Source organism: Hymenobacter properus (assembly GCF_015694735.1).
GTDB classification, from domain to species: Bacteria; Bacteroidota; Bacteroidia; order Cytophagales; family Hymenobacteraceae; genus Hymenobacter; species Hymenobacter properus.
Genome location: NZ_JADQDP010000001.1, coordinates 695,585 through 714,569 on the forward strand (window position 1 = coordinate 695,585; position 18,985 = coordinate 714,569).

Genomic DNA, 18,985 nt, shown 5'->3' on the forward strand with positions numbered 1-18,985 from the left:
CGCGGGCCGGGAAACGAAACCGGGGCTAGGCCGTTACGGGAATGTCTCTACTCACCCGTTTCCGATTCATCTTCATGGGCATTACCCTCGAACAGGCCCAGGCCGCCATCAAGGCCGCGCACCAGAAAGCCCTCGACATGGGCGTCAAAATGAACATTGCCGTAGTGGATGCCGGCGCCAACCTCACCGCCTTCGCCCGAATGGACGACGCCTGGCTGGGCTCGCTGGACATTTCCATTAAGAAGGCCAAAACTGCCCGCTACTTCGACATGCCCACCGGGGAAATCGGCAAGCTGGCCCAGCCCGGCGGCCCGCTCTACAACATTGAGCATTCCAACGGCGGCCTCATCAGCTTCCCCGGTGGCATCCCTATCATGGACTCGGGCAACCGTGTGATTGGCGCCATCGGCGTATCGGGCAGCACCGTGGAGGACGACCATGCCGTGGCCCAGGCCGGGGTGAATGCCATTCAGGGGCAATAGGCTTTTGTAATTTGATTTTGAAACGCCCCGGCCGAAATGCCGGGGCGTTTTTGTTGAAAAAAGCAACCTTACGCCAGATTGTTAGCTCCCTCCACTGCCTAGCGATGAAAGCAGCGGGGGTTTCTATTTGTCTATTGTGATGCTAAAACGACTTTTTTTATTAGTGCTTACCAACTGCTTGTGGGCCAACCTAGCAATTCGGGCGCAGGAGCTAAGAGGACGCGTACTCGCGGCTTCCTCAGACAAACCGGTGGCTTTTGCCACGGTTGGCATCAGAGGCAAGGCTCTTGGGTCGACGGCCGATGAAAGCGGACGCTTTGCCTTTGCGGTGCCCAGCACTCTGCCCAGCCTTGATTCTGTAGTTATTTCCTGCGTTGGTTTTCGGGCGTTGCGGATAACGGTAGGCCAATTGAGGGCAGAATCGGGGGCTGTTTGGCGCTTGCAGCCGCAAGCCCAATCGCTGAACGAAGTGCATGTGCGCCATCCCCAGTTGAAGCCAGCCATCATGGGCCGAACTGCGGTAGGAGGAATTGCCTATTGGACTACTAAAATCCGGGATTCTACCCTCACTGTGGCCAGCGATGAACGTGGCTGGGAAGTGGCCACAGTGCTGCCGGTACGCCGCAGCTGCTACGTCGACAGTTTTCGTTTCTACGTCAGCCAGAATGATTTTAAGCCCGTCCGGTTCCGATTTGTCCTCTATGAGTTAACCAACGACAAGCCCACGCGCCAACTGCTTACCGACGATATTCAGTTTACGCTGCCCAGCCAGCAAACCGGCTGGGCCAGTCTGGATTTGCGCTCTTATAATATTGAGCTTCGCAAAGGGCAGACGGTGGCCGCGGGTATCCAATGGTTGGAAGGAGAAAAGCTGGACCCCAAAGGCGGCCCCAAACGTGGGGCGCTGAGCGGCCCGGGTGCCTTTCCGTCGGTAGGTCACCGCGTGCTGGTGCGTGACAAAAGTGAGGCAGAGTGGCGGACTCTTCCGGTCAATGTCAGCATGTATCTGGCCGTTCAGGAGTATAAGTAGGCTCCATTTCTTCAGCAGTGCGAAAAGCCTCGGCCACCCTCGCCGGGGCTTTTTCGTACCTTCGCCTGCGTTTTCTATCCTCACAGCCGCGGACTGTAAGTCCGCGCTACTCCTTGTTATATGCACCCCGCTCCCACCGCGCCTTACAAGCCTCAGAATCACGTTCGCATCGTCACGGCCGCCGCTTTGTTCGATGGCCACGATGCCGCCATTAACATCATGCGCCGCATTATTCAGAGCAGCGGCGCGGAGGTGATTCACCTCGGGCACAACCGCTCGGTGCAGGAAATTGTGGACTGCGCCATTCAGGAAGATGCCCAGGCCATTGCCATTACCAGCTACCAGGGCGGGCACAACGAGTACTTCAAGTACATGTATGACCTGCTGAAGGAGCGCGGCGCGGGCCATATCAAAATCTTCGGTGGCGGCGGCGGCGTGATTCTGCCCAGCGAGATTGAGGAGCTGATGGGGTACGGCATCACTCGCATCTACTCGCCCGACGACGGCCGCGCATTGGGGCTGCAGGGCATGATTAATGACTTGCTTGAGAAGGCTGACTTCCCCACCGGGCAAAACTTGAACGGTGAAGCCAAGCACGTGCAGGACAAGGACGCCCGCAGCATCGGCCGCCTGATTTCGGCCGCCGAGAACTTCCCCGAGGAATTTGAGCGCGTGAAGTCGCAGTTGGTTTCGGATTTCCAGAAAGCTGAGAACGGCACGAGCCAGCCAACCACCGAAACCCAAAAACCCAAAACAAGCCAAGCTCCCATTCTGGGCATCACGGGCACGGGCGGCGCGGGCAAGTCGTCGCTGGTGGATGAGCTGGTGCGGCGCTTCCTGTTTGATTTTCCGGAGAAGACCATTGCCATTATTTCCGTCGACCCCAGCAAGCGAAAGACGGGCGGCGCGCTGCTCGGCGACCGGATTCGGATGAACTCCATCAACTCGCCGCGGGTGTACATGCGCAGCCTGGCCACGCGCCAGAGCAACCTCGCGCTGTCGCGCTACGTGCAGGATGCCGTGGACGTGGTGCGCGCCGCCAACTACGATTTGATTATTCTGGAGACTTCGGGTATTGGGCAGTCCGACACCGAAATCATCGAGCACTCCGACGCCAGCCTGTACGTGATGACGCCCGAGTACGGCGCGGCCACGCAGCTGGAGAAAATCGACATGCTCGATTTCGCCGACGTCATTGCCCTGAACAAGTTTGACAAGCGCGGGGCGCAGGACGCCCTGCGCGACGTGCGCAAGCAGTACCAGCGCAACCACGGCCTCTGGGACACGCCCACCGACCAAATGCCGGTGTTCGGCACCATCGCCTCGCAGTTTAATGACCCGGGCATGAACCGCCTGTACCGGGCGGTGCTGAAGATGCTGGAAACCAAAACGGGCGCCACCTTCGCCTCGCACCTGGAAACCAGCGCCGAGGACTCGGAGAAGATTTACATCATCCCGCCGCACCGCACCCGCTACCTCTCCGAGATTGCCGAAACCAACCGCGCCTACGACCAGCGCGTGCGTGAGCAGGCCCAGATTGCGGAAGTAGCCGGCGCCTTTGCCAAGCTCGAAGAGCACTACCGCGACGAGAAAAAGAGCGCCGACAGCATGGTGGAGGAGTTTGCCAAGAACAAGCAAACCCAGCTCCGCCGCCTCGACGCCGACAGCCAGGCCATCCTGGAAAACTGGGAAAGCACCCTGCAGAACTACCGCAACCCGGAGTACGTGTACTCGGTGCGCGGCAAGGAAATCCGGGTGAAAACGCACACCAAGTCGCTGTCGGGCAACGACATTCCGAAGGTGGCCACGCCGCGCTACGCCGGCTGGGGCGACCGCCTGCGCTGGGCCATGCAGGAAAACTTCCCCGGCGAATTCCCCTACACGGCCGGCGTGTTCCCCTTCAAGCGCGAGGGCGAAGACCCGACCCGCATGTTTGCTGGTGAAGGCGGGCCGGAGCGCACCAACCGCCGCTTCCACTACGTGAGCATGGGCCTGCCGGCCAAGCGCCTGAGCACGGCGTTTGACTCGGTGACGCTCTACGGCGAAGACCCCGACCACCGGCCCGACATCTATGGAAAAATCGGCAACGCGGGCGTGAGCATCTGCTGCCTTGATGATGCCAAGAAGCTGTATTCGGGCTTCAACCTGGCCAACCCCAGCACCTCGGTGTCGATGACCATCAACGGCCCGGCGGCGCAGCTGGCGGCGTTTTTCATGAACGCGGCCATCGACCAGCAGTGCGAGCTATACATCAAGGAGCAGGGCCTGGAAGCCGAGGTCGACGCCAAAATCGACCAGATTTACGCGGAGAAGAACCTGTCCCGCCCCCGCTACCAGGGCGAGCTGCCGGCCGGCAACGACGGCCTGGGCCTGATGCTGCTCGGCGTGACCGGTGACCAGGTGCTGCCCGCCGACGTGTACGCCGACATCAAGGCGCGCACGCTGACGCAGGTGCGCGGCACCGTGCAGGCCGACATTCTGAAGGAAGACCAGGCCCAGAACACCTGCATCTTCAGCACCGAGTTTGCCCTGCGCCTGATGGGCGACGTGCAGGAGTACTTCATCCAGCAGAAGGTGCGGAATTTCTATTCCGTGTCCATCTCCGGCTACCACATCGCCGAGGCCGGCGCCAACCCCATCACCCAGCTGGCCCTCACGCTCTCCAACGGCTTCACGTTTGTGGAGTACTACGTGAGCCGCGGCATGAGTGTCAACGACTTCGCGCCGAACCTGAGCTTCTTCTTCTCCAACGGCATCGACCCGGAGTACGCCGTGATTGGGCGGGTGGCGCGCCGCATCTGGGCCAAGGCCATGAAGCTGAAGTACGGCGCCGACGCCCGCAGCCAGATGCTGAAGTACCACATCCAGACCTCGGGCCGCAGCCTGCACGCCCAGGAAATCGACTTCAACGACATCCGCACCACGCTGCAGGCGCTTTACGCCATCTACGACAACTGCAACTCCCTGCACACCAACGCCTACGACGAGGCCATCACCACGCCCACCGAGGAGTCGGTGCGCCGGGCAATGGCCATTCAGCTCATCATCAACCGGGAGCTGGGCCTGGCCAAAAACGAAAACCCGCTGCAAGGCTCCTTCATCATCGAGGAGCTCACCGACCTGGTGGAAGAGGCGGTGCTGGCCGAATTTGACCGCATCACGGAGCGCGGCGGCGTGCTCGGGGCCATGGAAACTATGTACCAGCGCGGCAAAATCCAGGAGGAAAGCATGCACTACGAGATGCTGAAGCACACCGGCGAGTACCCCATCATCGGCGTGAATACCTTCCTCTCGTCGAAGGGCTCGCCCACGGTGGTGCCGGCCGAGGTCATCCGCGCCACGGAGGAGGAAAAGCAGTACCAAATCGAGATGCTGCAAAACCTGCACACCCGCAACGCCGACCAGACCGAGGCCCGCCTCAAGCGCCTGCAGCAAGTGGCCGTGGCCAACGGCAACCTCTTCGCCGAGCTCATGGAAACGGTGAAATTCTGCTCGCTGGGGCAGATTACGAACGCGCTGTTTGAGGTTGGGGGCCAGTACCGGCGGAATATGTAATCTTATAGTCTTTGGCATCTGAAAGGAAGCTGTCTAGGTGTAGGCAGCTTCCTTTTCTTTTATAGGTAGTTTGATATTTATGACACTGAAATCCTTGCTAACACTTTTGCTGATTCTTCAGTACTCAACTGCAAATGCTCAGATTGACACTTTGCGCAGTAAGGCTAGTATTGAAGCTTACCTAAAGCACAGATATCATTACAAGTCTTTTCAACTGAAAGAAGTAAATTCTATCATAAAAGATAGTACCGCTTTGCCGGCTTCTGACCCGAAGTATTGGTTAAAAGCCGACTTCAATCATGATGGAAAAATAGACCTATTTGCAGCTGCATCTGTTGACGAGGGCAAACGAGGTGTTCATGACCTATTCCTCATACTTGCAAGCGACCATAAGCACTATTCCAAAGTAGATATTGGCCATCCTCTTGATTATTGGATGCACGGAGGTACAACGTCATGGGCAATCTACTCGAAGTCAAATCTGGATTACTTAGTTATGTATTGCTTGACAGCAAAGATTCCTCGTTTGAAGACCGGAGGTTGGGGAATTCGACTAGCGTACACTGTAACTCACGACACGTTGTCTGTGCTAGATGCCAAACCAATAGTTTATGCTTCTCATCCTTCAAAACTCAAAATTGAATCAATCAAGTTTTCGACAACACAGTATTTTGGGACATGCCCTGTTTTTCAACTTATTATCAAACAGGACGGCTCGGTTAGCTATAAGGGGATTGAGTACGTCGAAAAAAAGGGCGATTTCAATTTAATAATGACAAAGTCAGAGCTCAATTATTTAAACAAACTATTAACTAATCTTAATTTGCCACTACTAGAAGATAATTATCAAGTTGATTATACTGATTCGCAAACTGCTTATTTGACCATTCGTTACACTAATGGCCAAACTAAAGAAATAGAAGATTACGGGCTACAAGGAACATTTGGACTTGCGACCCTTTACAGCTTCTTGTTCGGATTGAGAAATTTCTGAGCAGCTTCTCCCGCCTCTTCAGCCACGCAAGAGGCGGCGGGGGCGCGGGGGATGGAAACACCTACCAACTGGCTACCAAACAACCATAGCGCAACCATAATATTAGAGAAACACCACGAGCGGAGCTTTGCGGGATAATTCATTTTTCTTACCCGCTTTATGCAAATTAAGTCTTACCCGTTGCTTCGGGTTGTTGGTGGTATTCTGGTTGGTAGCGCCCTGCTCGGCAGCTGCAAAAAGGATGATGACCAGGTGACAACGCCAGCCATCACCTACCCGGCTTTTGCCGAAGCGGCCAACCCTAGGGTGCTGTCGACGGCTCCGAACGGGACGGTGCTCTACAATGGCGGCTTTGGCTCGTCCATTGCCCAAGACCCCAACGACCCCGCGGTGTTTTACCTGCTTACCGACCGCGGCCCGAATGCGGCGGGGGTGGCAGCCAACTCCATCATCTTCGGCAAAGCCGACTTTACGCCCCAGATTGGCAAGTTCCGGATGAAAGACGGGCAGCTAACGCTGGAGCAAACCATCCTGCTGAAAAACGCGGCGGGCCAGCCCCTCACCGGCCTCCCTAACCCTTCCGGCCAAGGCAGCACCGGCGAAACTGCCCTCGACCTCACGGGCCAGGCCCTCGCGCCCAGCGCCGACGGCATCGACTCGGAAGGCCTCGTACTGGCCGCCGATGGCTCCTTTTGGATTAGCGACGAGTACGGCCCACACATCGCCCATTTCGATGCCACCGGCAAAACCATCGAGCGCATCAATCCCTTCGGCACAGGCACCGGGGGCCGCACGCTGCCCCTGGTGCTGGCCCGCCGCCGCCCCAACCGGGGCATGGAAGGCCTGACCATCACGCCCGATGGCAAAACGCTGGTGGGCCTCATGCAGTCGCCCCTGTACAACCCGTCGTCGAGCGCCGTTTCGGGTTCGGTGGTGTTGCGCGTGCTCACGTTCGATATCGCCACCGGCGCCACCAAGCAGTTTGCCTATTTGATGGAAAACGCCAGCCTGACCGGGTGCAGCGAAATTGTGGCCATCACCAACACCACTTTTCTGGCCTTGGAGCGCGACGGGCTCTACGGGGGCAATACAACGTCGCCGGCCACTTTTAAGCGAGTGTATAAATTCGACCTCGCCGGCGCCACGGACATCTCCGATGCCGCCAACACTGCCGCCGGCAAGCTCTACGGCGGCCTCACGGTGGAGCAGTTGAAAGACCGCGCCGGTCTGACTACGGCCGGCATCGTGCCGGTAACCAAAACGCTGGTGCTAGACCTGCTCACCGACATTTCGCCCGTATACCCGCACGACAAAGCCGAGGGCCTCACCATCATCGGCAACGACATGCTGGCCATTTCCAACGACGACGATTTTGGCGTGGTGGATAACGGAGCCAATGGATTTGCGACCAAAACCCTGCCCGCCACCGGCAAGGTGGATTTGAACCGCATTTATTTCGTGAAGCTCAAAACGCCCCTGCGCTAAGGGGTTACAGCCGGCAGCAAAGGCCAAGGCACCAAGGACTACGATAAGGCTGTCGGAATTCGTTCTGGCAGCCTTACCCTGTTTAGGGCACCCGGCAACCGTCCTATTTTGTCGCTTTGCAGGTAGCTTCACTCGCCTCCCCCGCCACGCAAGTGGCAGCGAAGGGCGCGGGGGATCCATTAACCAGCAACTTAGACTGTCGCTTCTGTTGATGGTGTTTCAATGTTGAGGTTGGCCTTCTTTCGCCTACCTTTCAAGCTAAAACTCATCGCATGAAAAAACCATTTACCCTCATCTGCACCTGCGCCGCCATTGCGTTGGCACTTCCCGGTTTTTCGCAGGCTCCGGCCATGCTCCAGCCGGTGCCCATGCCCACGGCCAGCCCGGACACGTCGCCGGGTGCCATCCTTAAGAAGTCGAACGGCGTCATCAAAAAGAAGCTGCCCGACGACCTGCCGCAGGAAAAGCTGCTGTTTGTGAAGTACCAGCCCTTGACGTTGCCCCCCGAAGGCCCTAAAGGCTGGGGCATCCAACGCCGCAATTATTTCCTCAAGAAAAAGCACAACGATGTTTTTCCGGAGGCCAATAAGCAGTTGCAGGAAGCCGCGAAGCTTTACCCCTACGCGCACCGCATCACGACGCTGGACTCGGTGGCTTATTACCAGGAGCACGGGTACAAGTACATGCTCATGCAGAGTTCCTTCAACTCGGTGGCGGACGGGACCTTTCAGGGCACCACCGGCAACACCATCGGCACGGGCAGTCCCGGGGGAAGTACCCGGGTGATGACTACGACCTCGGTTGACCTGTACGTACAAGAATTGAACAGCGGCGACAAGTACGTTTTCGATGATTTCAGCGAAACCTTTATCTATTATTATAAAGGTCAGGTTGGCATGTTGCTGAAAAAGGTTGACAAGCAGTTTAATGCCAAGAAGAAAAGCTAAAACCGGCAATGCCCGGGAGCTCTTTTGGTGAAGCAGACTTACAAAGCCCGTAGTTTTTTCTACGGGCTTTTTAATACCTCCTTAGCCAGCCGCAGCGCCAATTGCGTGGCAGTACAGTTGCTGTGCCGCTTCAGCGCCATTGCCACGGCTAGGGGGCCGGGCGGGGCCGTGTTTGCAACCCTGATACCGGCGGGCAAGTATGCCGCAGCTAGCGTAGTGCGGGCTTACTTTGCCCGTCTACCGCTTCATAAATTTTTGCTTGCGCTTCATGATTACCCATTTCAACGAACTGGACAGGGCCAAACTGCTGCTGCTCTACCACCTCAACCCGGTAGAACCCAAGGCGCCGCCCATACCCAAAGGGCCTCTGCTGCGGATTGTGATTATCCGGCACGGCGAGAAGCCCACCGAGGGCGACAACCTTTCGGCCGAAGGCCTGGCGCGGGCGCTGGCCCTGCCCGACGTGCTCAACGAACTCCTGCCCCGGCCGCCCGATTTCACTTATGTGCCGTGCATCGGCACCGACAAGGAAGAAACCACCCGCGTGCGCATGATGCAAACCGTGCTGCCCTACGCCGTGCAACACAACCTGACCATCAACAGCGACTACGCACCCGATGAAGTGAAGGGGCTGGTGAAGGAGCTGCGACGCCTGCGCGGCACCGTGCTGCTGGTGTGGGAGCATCACAACATTGTGCGCATTGCCGAGGCTCTGGGCATTGCCGAGCCGCAGGAATGGCCCGATGACGACTACGACAGCATCTGGACCATCACCTTCAAGAAAGGCCGCCCCGGGGGCAAGGCCAAACAGCCGGTGCTCAAAAAGAGCCGGCAAGGCATTGAGCCGGAACCGATTCAACCCGGCGCGTGAGTCGGCAGCTCAAGGAAATTTCGAACCGAGTGCCGCTTTGGGTAATTGCAACCACTTGCGGCAATTTGGCCCGCGTGGCCCTTATTTGCGATTATGCGCGCCCTCAATAACCTTCTACTGCTAAGCCTGCTGCCGGCCTTCTGGGCTTGTAGCAGCCGGGCGCCCGCGGTGCGGCTGGAAGGCAAAACCACAGCCAACGGCAACCAGTATTCCCTTTTTCACCCCCAGGGCCTGGCCCTGCAGCTCGTAACCACCCGGCCAGACGTGGCCGACGACCGCAACAAGCTGAGCGTGGCTGCCGCTTACACCGATTTGGACACCAACCAGCCCCTGGATTTGCTGGTGTGCAACGGCCGCGAGCTACAGGCCCGCGCCAAAGTGGGATTCCTGAACGGCATGCTGACGCTGGTGGGCGACAGCCTCACGATAAGCCGGATTCCGGAAGGGCAGCCACGGCTTCGCACGGAAATGGAACGCATTCAACGAAAACAGGGCACGCTGCTGCTCCAGGAGCTGCTGGTGTACCAGGGCCGGAGCGTGCATGCGGCGGGCGGCAGCGTGTTTCAACGCCGGGCGCTGGTAGAAATGGCGGGCCATCGGTATGCGGTGGTGGAAAGCGTGGCCGACAACCTCACCCTAAGGCAATTTGGCGACGACCTGCGGGAGTTGGGCGCCCACAATGCGCTTTACCTCGACATGGGCGACTGGGACGAAGGCTGGTACCGGGCCGGTGGCCAGGTGGTAAGGCTGGGCCACCGCCGCAGCGAAACGGCCCGGCAGTCGAACTGGCTGGTGATGGTACAACGGGACTGAAGCCGCACTTGCCGGCGGTACCACCCGGCGTGGGCGCTTGCTGCTACGTCGCGGCCTTCTTGAGCGAAAGCGAATTGTGCCCAAACCGTTGAGTTGGATTAGGTCAGGGCTGGGCTGGGATTTGTGGCCGGCATTGAGGTTGCCGGGCGCGCGGCGGCCCCGGTTTCGCGCAGCAGCAGGCTGGCCAAGAGGGCCAGGCAGGTGCAGGCTATCCAGAACAGGCCGCCACGTTCGAAGTGCGCGGCGGGGTCGGCCAGGCCTAGGCTTTGGCCATAGAGGCGGGCAAACAGCGGCCCCAGCACGGCCGACACGCCGAAGGTGAGGAAGTTCATGGCCCCGGTGGCGCTGCCTTTCACGTGGTCGGGGTTGGCTTCTTTAATGATGGAATAGGGAATCATGGCCGCGCCCGAGGCGATGCCAAACAGCAGCAGGCTGACCGGCAGCGGCAGCAGCGCGGGCAGGTAGAGCTGCTGCAGGCCCAGCAGCACCATGCCGCCAGCCCCCAGCCAGATAACCGGCTTGCGGCGGCCCAGGCGGTCGGCCAGCCAGCCCAGTGCCGGGCAGCCCACCACCCAGCCAAGCGGCACCATAGAGCAGGCCCAGATGGCAGCGGCGTAGCTCAGGCGCTGGTCCTGCTGCAGGGCGGCCACGCCCCAGTTCATGGCGAAAATGGTAGTGGGCGCAAACAGCAAGCCCGCCACCAGGCCGCAGAGGTAGGACTGCGGGTTGCTGAACACGATTTTGTAGGGCTGCAGCAGGCCGCCTTGCGCTGCGGGTTGGCGGGCTTGCTCGTTGGCATCGTTGGGGGTGATGAAGTACAAGGCCACGCCGGTGGCCAGGTTGGCCAGGCCCATCAACACCCAGAACACGCGTACGTCGAAACCTCCGTGAATGAGCGGCCCCACCAGCGACTGCCCCAGCGCCCCGCCCAGCATGCCCAGGCACTGCGTGGCCCCAATAGCCGTGGCCAACGACTGCGCCCGAAACCCGCGCGACGCCAGGTACACCGACCCCGTGAACGCAAACGCCGACCCGGCGCCCTGCAGCAGCCGGCCGCTGTTGCCGGCCGTGGCCCCGGGCAGCGCAAACAGCAGGCAGCCCAGCGCCACCATGGCAATGCCCGTGGGCAGCGCGTACTTCGCGCCCGTGCGGTCGAGGGCCACTCCCGCCACCAGGCCGGTCACCGAGTAGGTGTAGTAATACGTGCCCAAAATGGCCCCCACGCCCACCGCATCGACCCCGAACGTGCGCGCTAACTCCGGTATCATCACCGCCGGCCCGGAACGCACGGCGTATTCGAGGAAGTAAAAAATGAGCGAGAATACCCACGCGATGACGTAGGGCCGGGTGCGAGCAGGGGTTTCGGTGAGGTCCATTTCGGCTTGGTTTCAGCGAGTAGAACTGTCGGTTCAAGCCAAAGGTTGGCAGCCCGGCCCAGCTGTAGCGGAAGCAGCACAAGCTTGGAGGCACGCAAGTTGCGGTTGCTCAGCCCGACAGCGCCGGGGAATTAGCATCGGCGGGTGGCTTCCGCGCGGCTCGGTAACCAGCCGCCGTCCGATTTCTCAGGCCTTGGTTTCGGCCGAATACAAGGCCACCGTGCCGGCCTTGCCGCGCAACGGAAACTCGCCCTTGGCCTCGAAGCGGAATTCGGGCGGGTGCGGCAGGGCGTCGTAGAGCGACGCAGAAAGCAGCAGGCGGCTGTGGAGGGCGTTGCACTGGGCCTCGATGCGGGCGGTGGTGTTGAGCACGTCGCCGTGGAACACCAGTTCGGTTTTGACGGCGCCCACCTGGGTGGCCATCACCGGGCCGCCGTGCAGGCCGGCTTTGAAGACGGGCACGGTGCCGTAGGTGCGCAGGTAGTAGGTGCGGCGCAGGTCGATGGCCTGCTGCATGGCGAAGAAGCAGCCCACGCAGCGCGCCCGCCCGATGCCGGTTTTCCATTCCCAGGTGACCACGACTTCATCGCCCACGTACTGGTAAATCTCGCCCCGGTGCGCCACAATGGGCGCGCCCATGTCGAAGAAGAAGTCACGGATAAACTGGCTGTACCGCTCGTTGCCCAGCTGCTCGGCCAGGGTGGTCGAGCCTTTCACATCCACAAACAGAAAGATGCGCTGCTCGGCCACCGGGTGGTGGTAGCGGCCCAGAAACAACCGCAGCAAGGCCGGCCGGCCAATCTTGTTGCTGAGTTGGTAGAGCAGCGAGGTAAACAAGCTGAGGATGCCGTAGCCGGTGAGCAGGCGCACGAAGGCCCGGCCCTCGGGCCCCACAGCCAGGCTGCGCCAGCCCCGGAAGCCCTCGGCATCAAGGGCATCCAGCAGAATATTGCCGGGGCCCGGCGCAAAGATGCGGCGGATGAGGAATAGCAGCAGCCAGAAGCCTGCCAAGTAGAGCAGCAGGCCCAGCGCCAGCCGCGCGCCCAGCCGCAGCCGCGCAAACAGCGGCGGGTACACGTACACCTCCAGAGCGGCCACCAGCAGGCCCACCGGCCCGCCCACTTGCAGGGCCAGCCGTATGTCGGCGCCCGATAAGGTGCCGCGCACCAGCAGCACCAACAGCAGGGTGCCCACCATGAAAAAGACCGTCAGGGCCAGCACCGAGTGCCAGTAGAACCGTTGCAAAGGGCGCTGCCAGGGCGAGTGGTAAGACTTCATGGGGGGCGAAGTTCGCATCAATCTTTCTGCCAAGCATGCCCCGTCATGCAGCGCGCAGCGAAGCATCTCGCGTGCTGAAGTAAATAATTACTCTACAGTAGAGATGCTTTGCTGCGCGCTGCATGACAGACGGCTTTTCGTGTGTCAAATATCCCGGCCGCCAAACCGTCCTCCCCTTATCCAAATACCTCAACCTTTCTCATGTCCACCATCACCATTGCCCAACACTCCGCTCAGCCGCTCACCGTCAGCCGCCTGGGCTACGGCACCATGCGCCTCACCGGCCCCGACATCTGGGGCGAGCCCGCTGACCGCTCGCAAGCGCTGGAAATCCTGAAAACCGCTGTGGCCAGTGGGGTCAATTTCCTCGACACGGCCGACTACTACGGCGAAGACGTGACCAACCGCCTCATTGCCGAGGCCCTGCACCCCTACCCGGCCGACCTGGTGATTTGCACCAAAGTGGGCGCCACCCGCCGGCCCGACAAAAGCTGGGTGCCCTTCAACACCCCCGATAACCTGCGCACCAGCATCGACAACAACCTGCGCACGCTGCGGCGCGAGCAGATTCAGCTGGTACACCTGCGGCTGATGGGCCACGGCCCGGTGCCGCTGAATGAGCAGCTGGGGGCTATGTTTGAGATGCAGCGTGAAGGCAAAATCCTGCACGTTGGGCTGAGCAACGTGACCCGCGCCGAGCTGGAAGCCGGGCTACAGCAAGGCCCTATTGCCACCGTGGAGAATATGTACAGCTACGCGCAGCGCACCACCGTGACGCTGCCTCACGGCGCCAACCCCGGCGGCGAGGAAGTGTTGGATTTGTGCGAGAAGCACGGCATTCCACTGATTCCTTTCTTTTCGCTGGTGCATGGCCTGCCCAAAGCCGGCGACAGGCTGGCCGAACTGGCCCGGCAAAAAGGCGTGACGGAGGCCCAACTCAACATTGCCTGGCTGCTGCACCGGTCGCCCTGGCTGCTGCCCATTCCCGGCACGTCGTCGTTGGCGCACTTGCGTGAGAACCTGAAAGCGGCCGAAATCCAGCTCAGCGCCGAGGACATGGCGTACCTGGGGTAGCTGGATGCATTGAAAAAAACGTCATGCTGAGCGCAGCCGAAGCATCTCTGCCGCAGGAGTAATTATTTACTTCAGCACGCGAGATGCTTCGGCTGCGCTCAGCATGACGTTCTGAAATGGTTCTGCTTGGTCGGGCACCTTTCTGGGGCAACTCTCGGTTTTGGCGCTGCGTCTATTAGCGCATCCACCCATCTACTGAGCTTATTGATTGCCGCAATGAAACGCTGCTTTTGGTATGGCATCGGGGCCCTGTTCCTGTCGGCCCCTGCCCAAGCCCAAACCGCCACCCCCTCCCTGTCGGGCATCTGGCAGGGCGTGGAAAACGAAACTTCCCAACCCGACAAATACTGGCCTTCGCTGTTGCGCCTGCAGCAAGGCAAAGGCCCGGATGCCTTTGGCATTCTCTACGAAGAAGTGGGCGACCAACCGAATGTCACGGTCACCTTCCAGATGAAGGGCACCCGCACCGCCACGGGCCTGCGCCTGGAGCATGTGAACAAGCTGAACGAAACCGGCTGGACGCCCGGCAGCTACTGGTGCGACGGCTCCATCACTTTCACCTACGACCCGGCCCTGGAGAAACTCACCGGCCACGCCACCTACCGCCCGCACAACGATTGCAGCGTGGGCACGCTCACGCTCTACCGCGTCAAGCTAAAATCGGCCGCTACGGTGCCGGCTAGCGTTGAGAGTAGCCTGCGCGTGTCGGGCCGCAACGTGCTCTGGTACGCCGACGCCGAACTGAAGCAGCCGGTGAACACCGGCAACACTTACCGCACCAAGCTCAACAAAACCACCACCTTCTATATCACGCAGGGCTACTACCCCACCAAGGAAAGCTCGGCCGTACCCGTCACCATCAAAGTAACGGGCACTCCGCCGAAAACCGCCACGCCTGCCCCGCCCCCACCGCCCGTGCCTGCGCCCGATACGGCCCGCCCCGCCCCGGCCGCGCCCCTGATTTCGACCACGCCCGTGGTGCTGCCCACGGTGCTATTCAAGGTGGGCAAGCCGGAATTGCTGCCCGAGTCCAGCCCAGCGCTTGACCAGCTGGCGGCTGAGCTGAAAAGCCGGCCTACGCTGCAAATCCGTGTATCGGGCCACGCCGACAAGGTGGGCGAACCTGATAAGAACCAAGTACTGAGCGAGCAGCGGGCCGAAGCGGTGAAAGCTTACCTGGTGAAGGCCGGCATTGCAGCCGAGCGCATTAGCACCATTGGCTACGGCGACACCCGCCCACTTCACCCCTCACCCGACGTGCGCAACCGCCGCGTGGAAGTGGAAGAAGTGAAGTAGAATAGCTGGCTTAGGCAGGGTGGCCAGCAAGCAAATAGAACGGCCATGCCGTACGTAGGGAAGCATCTTTGCCGCCGCAGTAATCCAATTGAAAGGGTTTACTATTGCGGTAAAGATGCTTCCCTGCGTTCGGCATGGCCGTTGAAGTGCGCATCTAAACCACTTTGCTGTAATGAAATTTCTACTCCTCGCGCTCGCCATCGGCCTGCTAGCTACCGGCGCGGCCCCGGCCCAAACCTCACCTGCGCCCAACTCCTGGCACAACAAGCAGTGCGCCGTGGTGCTGACTTACGACGACGCCATCGACGTAGACCTTGATAACGTGGTGCCAGCGCTTGATTCAGCCAAGTTGCGGGGCACCTTCTACCTCATCGGTTCCTCGCCGGTGGTCACCAAGCGCCTGCCCGAGTGGCGGGCTGCCGCCAAGCGCGGGCATGAGCTGGGCAACCACGCCCTGTTCCACCCTTGTGACGGCAGCCTGCCCGGCCGCGCCTTCGTGACGCCCGACCACGACCTGCACACTTACACCTTAGGCCGGGCCGTGGATGAAATCCGGGCCAACAACACGCTTCTCACTGCCATCGATGGCCGCACCTCTCGCACCTTCGCCTACCCCTGCGGCGACCTGCAGATTGGCGGTGTGAAGTTCTACGACCAGCTGAAAAACGATTTCGTGGCCGCCCGCGGCGTGGCGCCGGGCCTGCAAACCGTCGCCCAGGTCGACTTGAGCAACGTGGACGCTTACTCCATCAACGGCCAGAACGGGCAGTACCTGATTGACCTGGTGAAGCAGGCGCAGCAGTCGCACACGCTGCTGGTGTTTCTGTTTCATGGCGTGGGCGGCGGGCATTCGCTGAACGTGGCGTTGCCCGCGCACCGCCAGTTGCTGCGCTACCTCAAGGCGCACGAAAAGGATATTTGGGTGGCGCCTATGGTGGAGGTGGCGCAGCAGATAAAGGCGGTGCAAATGCCTGGGGCCACCAAAAAGCAGCCCTAACCTTTGAAGGCGGCCTTTCTCTTTCTTTTGGGCAGTGCGGCCGTGGGGCTGGCCGCGCCAGCACACGGCCAGGACCTGAGCGGGACCTGGCAGGGGGTGGAAGTGACGCCGCCGCGGGTAGGCAGCTGGTCGGCGCAGCTGGTGCTGCGGGCCGGGCCGGGCAACACCGTTAGCGGCGAGCTGTACCAGCGGAGCGACGCCCGGCCCGATTTTACGGGTGATTTTGAAATGCGCGGCACGCAAGCCGGCCGCGCGCTTAGCCTCATTCACGCCCGCATCATCAGCCAGCGCGCCTCCGAGGGTGGCTTCTGGTGCCAGGGTAGCCTCGCCCTCACCTACAACCCCGCCGACGAAAGCCTCAGCGGCCGCGCCACCTACCAGCCCCGGGGCGACTGCAACAGCGGCCTGTTCACATTGTACCGCATCCGCCTGAAATCGGCGCCCGCAGTGCCCGCCGGGGCCGAGAGCACGCTGCACGTGTCGGGCCGCGAGGTGGAGTGGTTTGCCGACTCGGCCCGGCAGCACAAGCTGGCCAGCGGCAACAGTTTCCGTGTGAAGCTGCAGAAAACCACCACCTTTTACGTGACGCAGGGCTACTATGCCACCTCGCGCAGCCGCCCAGTGCCGCTCACGGTGCGGGTGCTACCAGCGGCCCCCAAGCCTGCGCCCCGCCGGGCGCCGCCCGCTGTGGCCCGCCCCAGCGCAGCGCCCGTGGTGTTGCCCACGGTGCTGTTTCGCACGGCCACGGCCGTCCTAAAGCCCGAATCCGGCCCGGCCCTCGACCAGCTCGCCGCCACGCTTCGGGCCCGGCCCACGCTGCGCCTGCGCATTGCCGGCCACACCGACCGCATCGGCGAAGCCGCCAAAAACCTGGTTTTGTCGGAACAGCGCGCCCGGACCGTGCAAGCCTACCTGGTGCAGGCCGGCACCGCGGCGGCCCGGCTCCAAACCGTGGGCTACGGCGATACCCACCTGCTTTATCCCACGCCCGACGCCCGCAACCAGCGTGTCGAGATTGAAGAGCTGCGGTAGCTTACGGGCTGATGATTCCACCGCGAGGTAGCCGGACACAGCCGGAGTTCAAAAGCTATTTTTGCGGCTTCGTTCAGCAGGCTGGGCTCTTGCCACCCGGCTGCCTGAGAGTTGAAAATTCCCGCTATTGCTTTCTGCTTCATGTCGCACCGCCACTTTCTTATTCACAAGCCCTACGGCTACCTGAGCCAGTTTGTGGGCGAGGCCAAGAAGAAGAAGCTGGGCGAATTTTATGATTTCCCCGAAGGCATCATGGCCATTGGCCGGCTCGACGAGGACAGCGAAGGCCTGCTCCTGCTCACCACCGACGGGCGCACCAGCGAACTGGTGCGCAGCCGCCACTTTGAGAAGGAATATTACGCCCAAGTCGACGGCCTGGTAACCGACGCGGCCCTGGCTCAGCTGCAAACCGGCGTCGAAATCGGCATCCACGGCGTGAAGTACCAAACCACCCCCTGCCAGGCCCGCCGCCTCGACCCTGCCCCCGTTTTCCCGCCCCGCACCCGCAAAATCCGCGACGACCGGCACGGGCCCACGTCGTGGGTGAGCATCATCGTGACGGAGGGCAAATTCCGGCAGGTGCGCAAGATGACGGCGGCGGTGGGCTTCCCCACCCTGCGCTTGCTGCGCGTGCGAGTGGGCGACATCTGGCTGGGCGACCTGGCGGCAGGCGAGGTGCGGGAAGTCGCGGGCTTCGGATTTTAAGCTGACCAGCGGGCTACCAGTTCGTTAGTACCTGGGCCAGTTCGGGGCTTACTTTGGTTCTGAGCATGTCCGCCAGCTGGGCATCGGTGTAGGTGGCTTGGCTATCCTTCAGGGCCACCCACAGCTGGTGCAGGGCATGCGGGCCGTCGGGCTGAGCATCATAGATGCGGGCGGCGGCCCGGTGCAGGCGGCACTGGTACCAGCCATAGAGCATGGGCTGCTCGCGCTCCATCAGGTTATAATACCGGTCGAAGTCGGCTAGCGAAGTATACTTAAGGGTGGCCCGGTCGGTGCCCTGCACCACGGCTTCGGGGAAAGTTTCGAGCGCGGGTAGCTGGGCCGGTTCCTGGCTGGCAATGAAGGTATGCAGCAGCAGGTTGCAGAACTGTTCTTCCAACCAGTAGCGCGGGCGGTTGAGCCGGGCCTGCCGGTAGGCCAAGTGAGCCAGTTCGTGCACGACCGTCAGGTCGAACATCTTGCCGGCCGAGAGCTGACCTGTTGGGGTGCGGTAAAGCGTTTTTACGCGCTGCGCCAGGGCGGCGGGCAGCTGGTCGGTGGGCGGCAGCGTGTGCTGCCACAGCTCATTATCTTCGCCCGCCACCACCAGCACGGCGGGGCCGTTGGTGTGCGGCATTCCTAATACTTGGCCCTTGCCAGCGTAGCGCGCCCAGTCGGCTTTGCCCAGCACAAGCATGGTCACGCGGGGCGCAAAGCCCAGCTGCGCGGGCTGTTGCATCCACTTAAGGGCAGCCGCGCAACGGGCGGCCATAGCGGCCGCCCGCGCCTCGGTGCCGGGCGTGCAGTAGAGGGGCACCGGTGCGTCGGCGGGCTGCACCAGGCCGGGGTAAGGGGTGGCAGCCGTTTGGGTATGCCCGAGCCTGGGCAGCAGGAGTACCAGCAGCAACAGGCAGAACTGACGGCGGGTGAAGAGAGTGAGTGGATTCATCGAGAAAAGAGAAGAGTCAATAAATTTCATTTGAGACAAGGCATCAACATGTTAAAGCTAAGTGAATTAGTTTAAGACACAATTCCACCTACCATCAGTCGCTG

The 18,985-nt window shown here is 61.0% G+C and carries 16 protein-coding genes; 13 read left to right on the forward strand and 3 right to left on the reverse strand.

Annotated features, from left to right (window positions below):
* Positions 1-74 precede the first annotated feature (74 nt).
* The 8 genes from I2I01_RS03055 (at position 75) to I2I01_RS03090 (ending at position 10,177) form a co-directional block, all read left to right on the forward strand.
* A complete protein-coding gene (locus tag I2I01_RS03055) occupies positions 75-482 on the forward strand; it encodes a GlcG/HbpS family heme-binding protein (protein WP_196285563.1) in 408 nt (135 codons plus the stop codon).
* Positions 483-621: 139 nt separating this feature from the next.
* The gene (locus tag I2I01_RS03060) at positions 622-1,512 is read left to right on the forward strand and encodes a carboxypeptidase-like regulatory domain-containing protein (RefSeq protein WP_196284938.1); all 891 of its coding nucleotides are present in this window, start codon (positions 622-624) and stop codon (positions 1,510-1,512) included.
* Positions 1,513-1,632: 120 nt separating this feature from the next.
* A complete protein-coding gene (locus tag I2I01_RS03065; RefSeq protein WP_196284939.1) occupies positions 1,633-5,067 on the forward strand; it encodes a methylmalonyl-CoA mutase family protein in 3,435 nt (1,144 codons plus the stop codon).
* A 79-nt stretch (positions 5,068-5,146) separates the two neighbouring features.
* Positions 5,147-6,061 (forward strand): DUF6438 domain-containing protein, encoded by a 915-nt coding sequence (locus tag I2I01_RS03070; RefSeq protein ID WP_196284940.1) that lies wholly within the window; start codon positions 5,147-5,149, stop codon positions 6,059-6,061.
* A gap of 159 nt (positions 6,062-6,220) precedes the next feature.
* Positions 6,221-7,546: an esterase-like activity of phytase family protein gene (locus tag I2I01_RS03075; RefSeq protein WP_196284941.1), complete on the forward strand. Its 1,326-nt coding sequence runs from the start codon at positions 6,221-6,223 to the stop codon at positions 7,544-7,546.
* Between the two features lie 272 nt (positions 7,547-7,818).
* On the forward strand, positions 7,819-8,493 hold the full coding sequence (locus I2I01_RS03080; protein ID WP_196284942.1) for a hypothetical protein: 675 nt from the start codon (positions 7,819-7,821) through the stop codon (positions 8,491-8,493).
* A gap of 268 nt (positions 8,494-8,761) precedes the next feature.
* On the forward strand, positions 8,762-9,364 hold the full coding sequence (locus I2I01_RS03085) for a histidine phosphatase family protein (RefSeq protein WP_196284943.1): 603 nt from the start codon (positions 8,762-8,764) through the stop codon (positions 9,362-9,364).
* A gap of 93 nt (positions 9,365-9,457) precedes the next feature.
* On the forward strand, positions 9,458-10,177 hold the full coding sequence (locus I2I01_RS03090) for a hypothetical protein (protein ID WP_196284944.1): 720 nt from the start codon (positions 9,458-9,460) through the stop codon (positions 10,175-10,177).
* A gap of 98 nt (positions 10,178-10,275) precedes the next feature.
* Here the strand turns inward: I2I01_RS03090 and I2I01_RS03095 are convergent, their stop codons facing one another.
* On the reverse strand, positions 10,276-11,553 hold the full coding sequence (locus I2I01_RS03095) for an MFS transporter (RefSeq protein WP_196284945.1): 1,278 nt from the start codon (positions 11,551-11,553) through the stop codon (positions 10,276-10,278).
* A 186-nt stretch (positions 11,554-11,739) separates the two neighbouring features.
* Positions 11,740-12,831, reverse strand: a complete 1,092-nt coding sequence (locus tag I2I01_RS03100) for an adenylate/guanylate cyclase domain-containing protein (protein WP_196284946.1) — start codon at positions 12,829-12,831, stop codon at positions 11,740-11,742.
* A 201-nt stretch (positions 12,832-13,032) separates the two neighbouring features.
* On the opposite strand from I2I01_RS03100, the gene I2I01_RS03105 reads away from it, so the two are divergent.
* The 5 genes from I2I01_RS03105 to I2I01_RS03125 all read left to right on the forward strand — a co-directional run bounded on the left by I2I01_RS03105 (position 13,033) and on the right by I2I01_RS03125 (position 17,935).
* A complete protein-coding gene (locus tag I2I01_RS03105; protein ID WP_196284947.1) occupies positions 13,033-13,905 on the forward strand; it encodes an aldo/keto reductase in 873 nt (290 codons plus the stop codon).
* 216 nt (positions 13,906-14,121) lie between these two features.
* The gene (locus tag I2I01_RS03110; protein WP_196284948.1) at positions 14,122-15,201 is read left to right on the forward strand and encodes an OmpA family protein; all 1,080 of its coding nucleotides are present in this window, start codon (positions 14,122-14,124) and stop codon (positions 15,199-15,201) included.
* Between the two features lie 172 nt (positions 15,202-15,373).
* Positions 15,374-16,198 carry a polysaccharide deacetylase family protein gene (locus tag I2I01_RS03115; RefSeq protein ID WP_196284949.1) on the forward strand — a complete coding sequence of 275 codons (825 nt, stop codon included), beginning with the start codon at positions 15,374-15,376 and terminating at the stop codon, positions 16,196-16,198.
* Between the two features lie 27 nt (positions 16,199-16,225).
* A complete protein-coding gene (locus tag I2I01_RS03120; protein WP_196284950.1) occupies positions 16,226-17,230 on the forward strand; it encodes an OmpA family protein in 1,005 nt (334 codons plus the stop codon).
* A gap of 141 nt (positions 17,231-17,371) precedes the next feature.
* Positions 17,372-17,935, forward strand: coding sequence for a pseudouridine synthase (locus tag I2I01_RS03125; RefSeq protein ID WP_196284951.1), 564 nt, complete (start codon positions 17,372-17,374; stop codon positions 17,933-17,935).
* Between the two features lie 13 nt (positions 17,936-17,948).
* Here I2I01_RS03125 and I2I01_RS03130 read toward each other — a convergent pair whose 3' ends face one another.
* Positions 17,949-18,881 carry a hypothetical protein gene (locus I2I01_RS03130; protein WP_196284952.1) on the reverse strand — a complete coding sequence of 311 codons (933 nt, stop codon included), beginning with the start codon at positions 18,879-18,881 and terminating at the stop codon, positions 17,949-17,951.
* Positions 18,882-18,985: the final 104 nt, after the last annotated feature.

Excerpts from the sequence above, each read along its gene's own strand:
- I2I01_RS03095 (WP_196284945.1), bottom strand. The coding sequence starts at position 11,553 with ATGGACCTCACCGAAACCCCTGCTCGCACCCGGCCCTACGTCATCGCG.
- I2I01_RS03125 (WP_196284951.1), top strand. The coding sequence starts at position 17,372 with ATGTCGCACCGCCACTTTCTTATTCACAAGCCCTACGGCTACCTGAGC.
- I2I01_RS03075 (WP_196284941.1), top strand. The coding sequence starts at position 6,221 with ATGCAAATTAAGTCTTACCCGTTGCTTCGGGTTGTTGGTGGTATTCTG.
- I2I01_RS03070 (WP_196284940.1), top strand. The coding sequence starts at position 5,147 with ATGACACTGAAATCCTTGCTAACACTTTTGCTGATTCTTCAGTACTCA.
- I2I01_RS03090 (WP_196284944.1), top strand. The coding sequence starts at position 9,458 with ATGCGCGCCCTCAATAACCTTCTACTGCTAAGCCTGCTGCCGGCCTTC.
- I2I01_RS03080 (WP_196284942.1), top strand. The coding sequence starts at position 7,819 with ATGAAAAAACCATTTACCCTCATCTGCACCTGCGCCGCCATTGCGTTG.
- I2I01_RS03110 (WP_196284948.1), top strand. The coding sequence starts at position 14,122 with ATGAAACGCTGCTTTTGGTATGGCATCGGGGCCCTGTTCCTGTCGGCC.
- I2I01_RS03060 (WP_196284938.1), top strand. The coding sequence starts at position 622 with ATGCTAAAACGACTTTTTTTATTAGTGCTTACCAACTGCTTGTGGGCC.
- I2I01_RS03115 (WP_196284949.1), top strand. The coding sequence starts at position 15,374 with ATGAAATTTCTACTCCTCGCGCTCGCCATCGGCCTGCTAGCTACCGGC.
- I2I01_RS03130 (WP_196284952.1), bottom strand. The coding sequence starts at position 18,881 with ATGAATCCACTCACTCTCTTCACCCGCCGTCAGTTCTGCCTGTTGCTG.
- I2I01_RS03105 (WP_196284947.1), top strand. The coding sequence starts at position 13,033 with ATGTCCACCATCACCATTGCCCAACACTCCGCTCAGCCGCTCACCGTC.
- I2I01_RS03065 (WP_196284939.1), top strand. The coding sequence starts at position 1,633 with ATGCACCCCGCTCCCACCGCGCCTTACAAGCCTCAGAATCACGTTCGC.
- I2I01_RS03055 (WP_196285563.1), top strand. The coding sequence starts at position 75 with ATGGGCATTACCCTCGAACAGGCCCAGGCCGCCATCAAGGCCGCGCAC.
- I2I01_RS03100 (WP_196284946.1), bottom strand. The coding sequence starts at position 12,831 with ATGAAGTCTTACCACTCGCCCTGGCAGCGCCCTTTGCAACGGTTCTAC.
- I2I01_RS03085 (WP_196284943.1), top strand. The coding sequence starts at position 8,762 with ATGATTACCCATTTCAACGAACTGGACAGGGCCAAACTGCTGCTGCTC.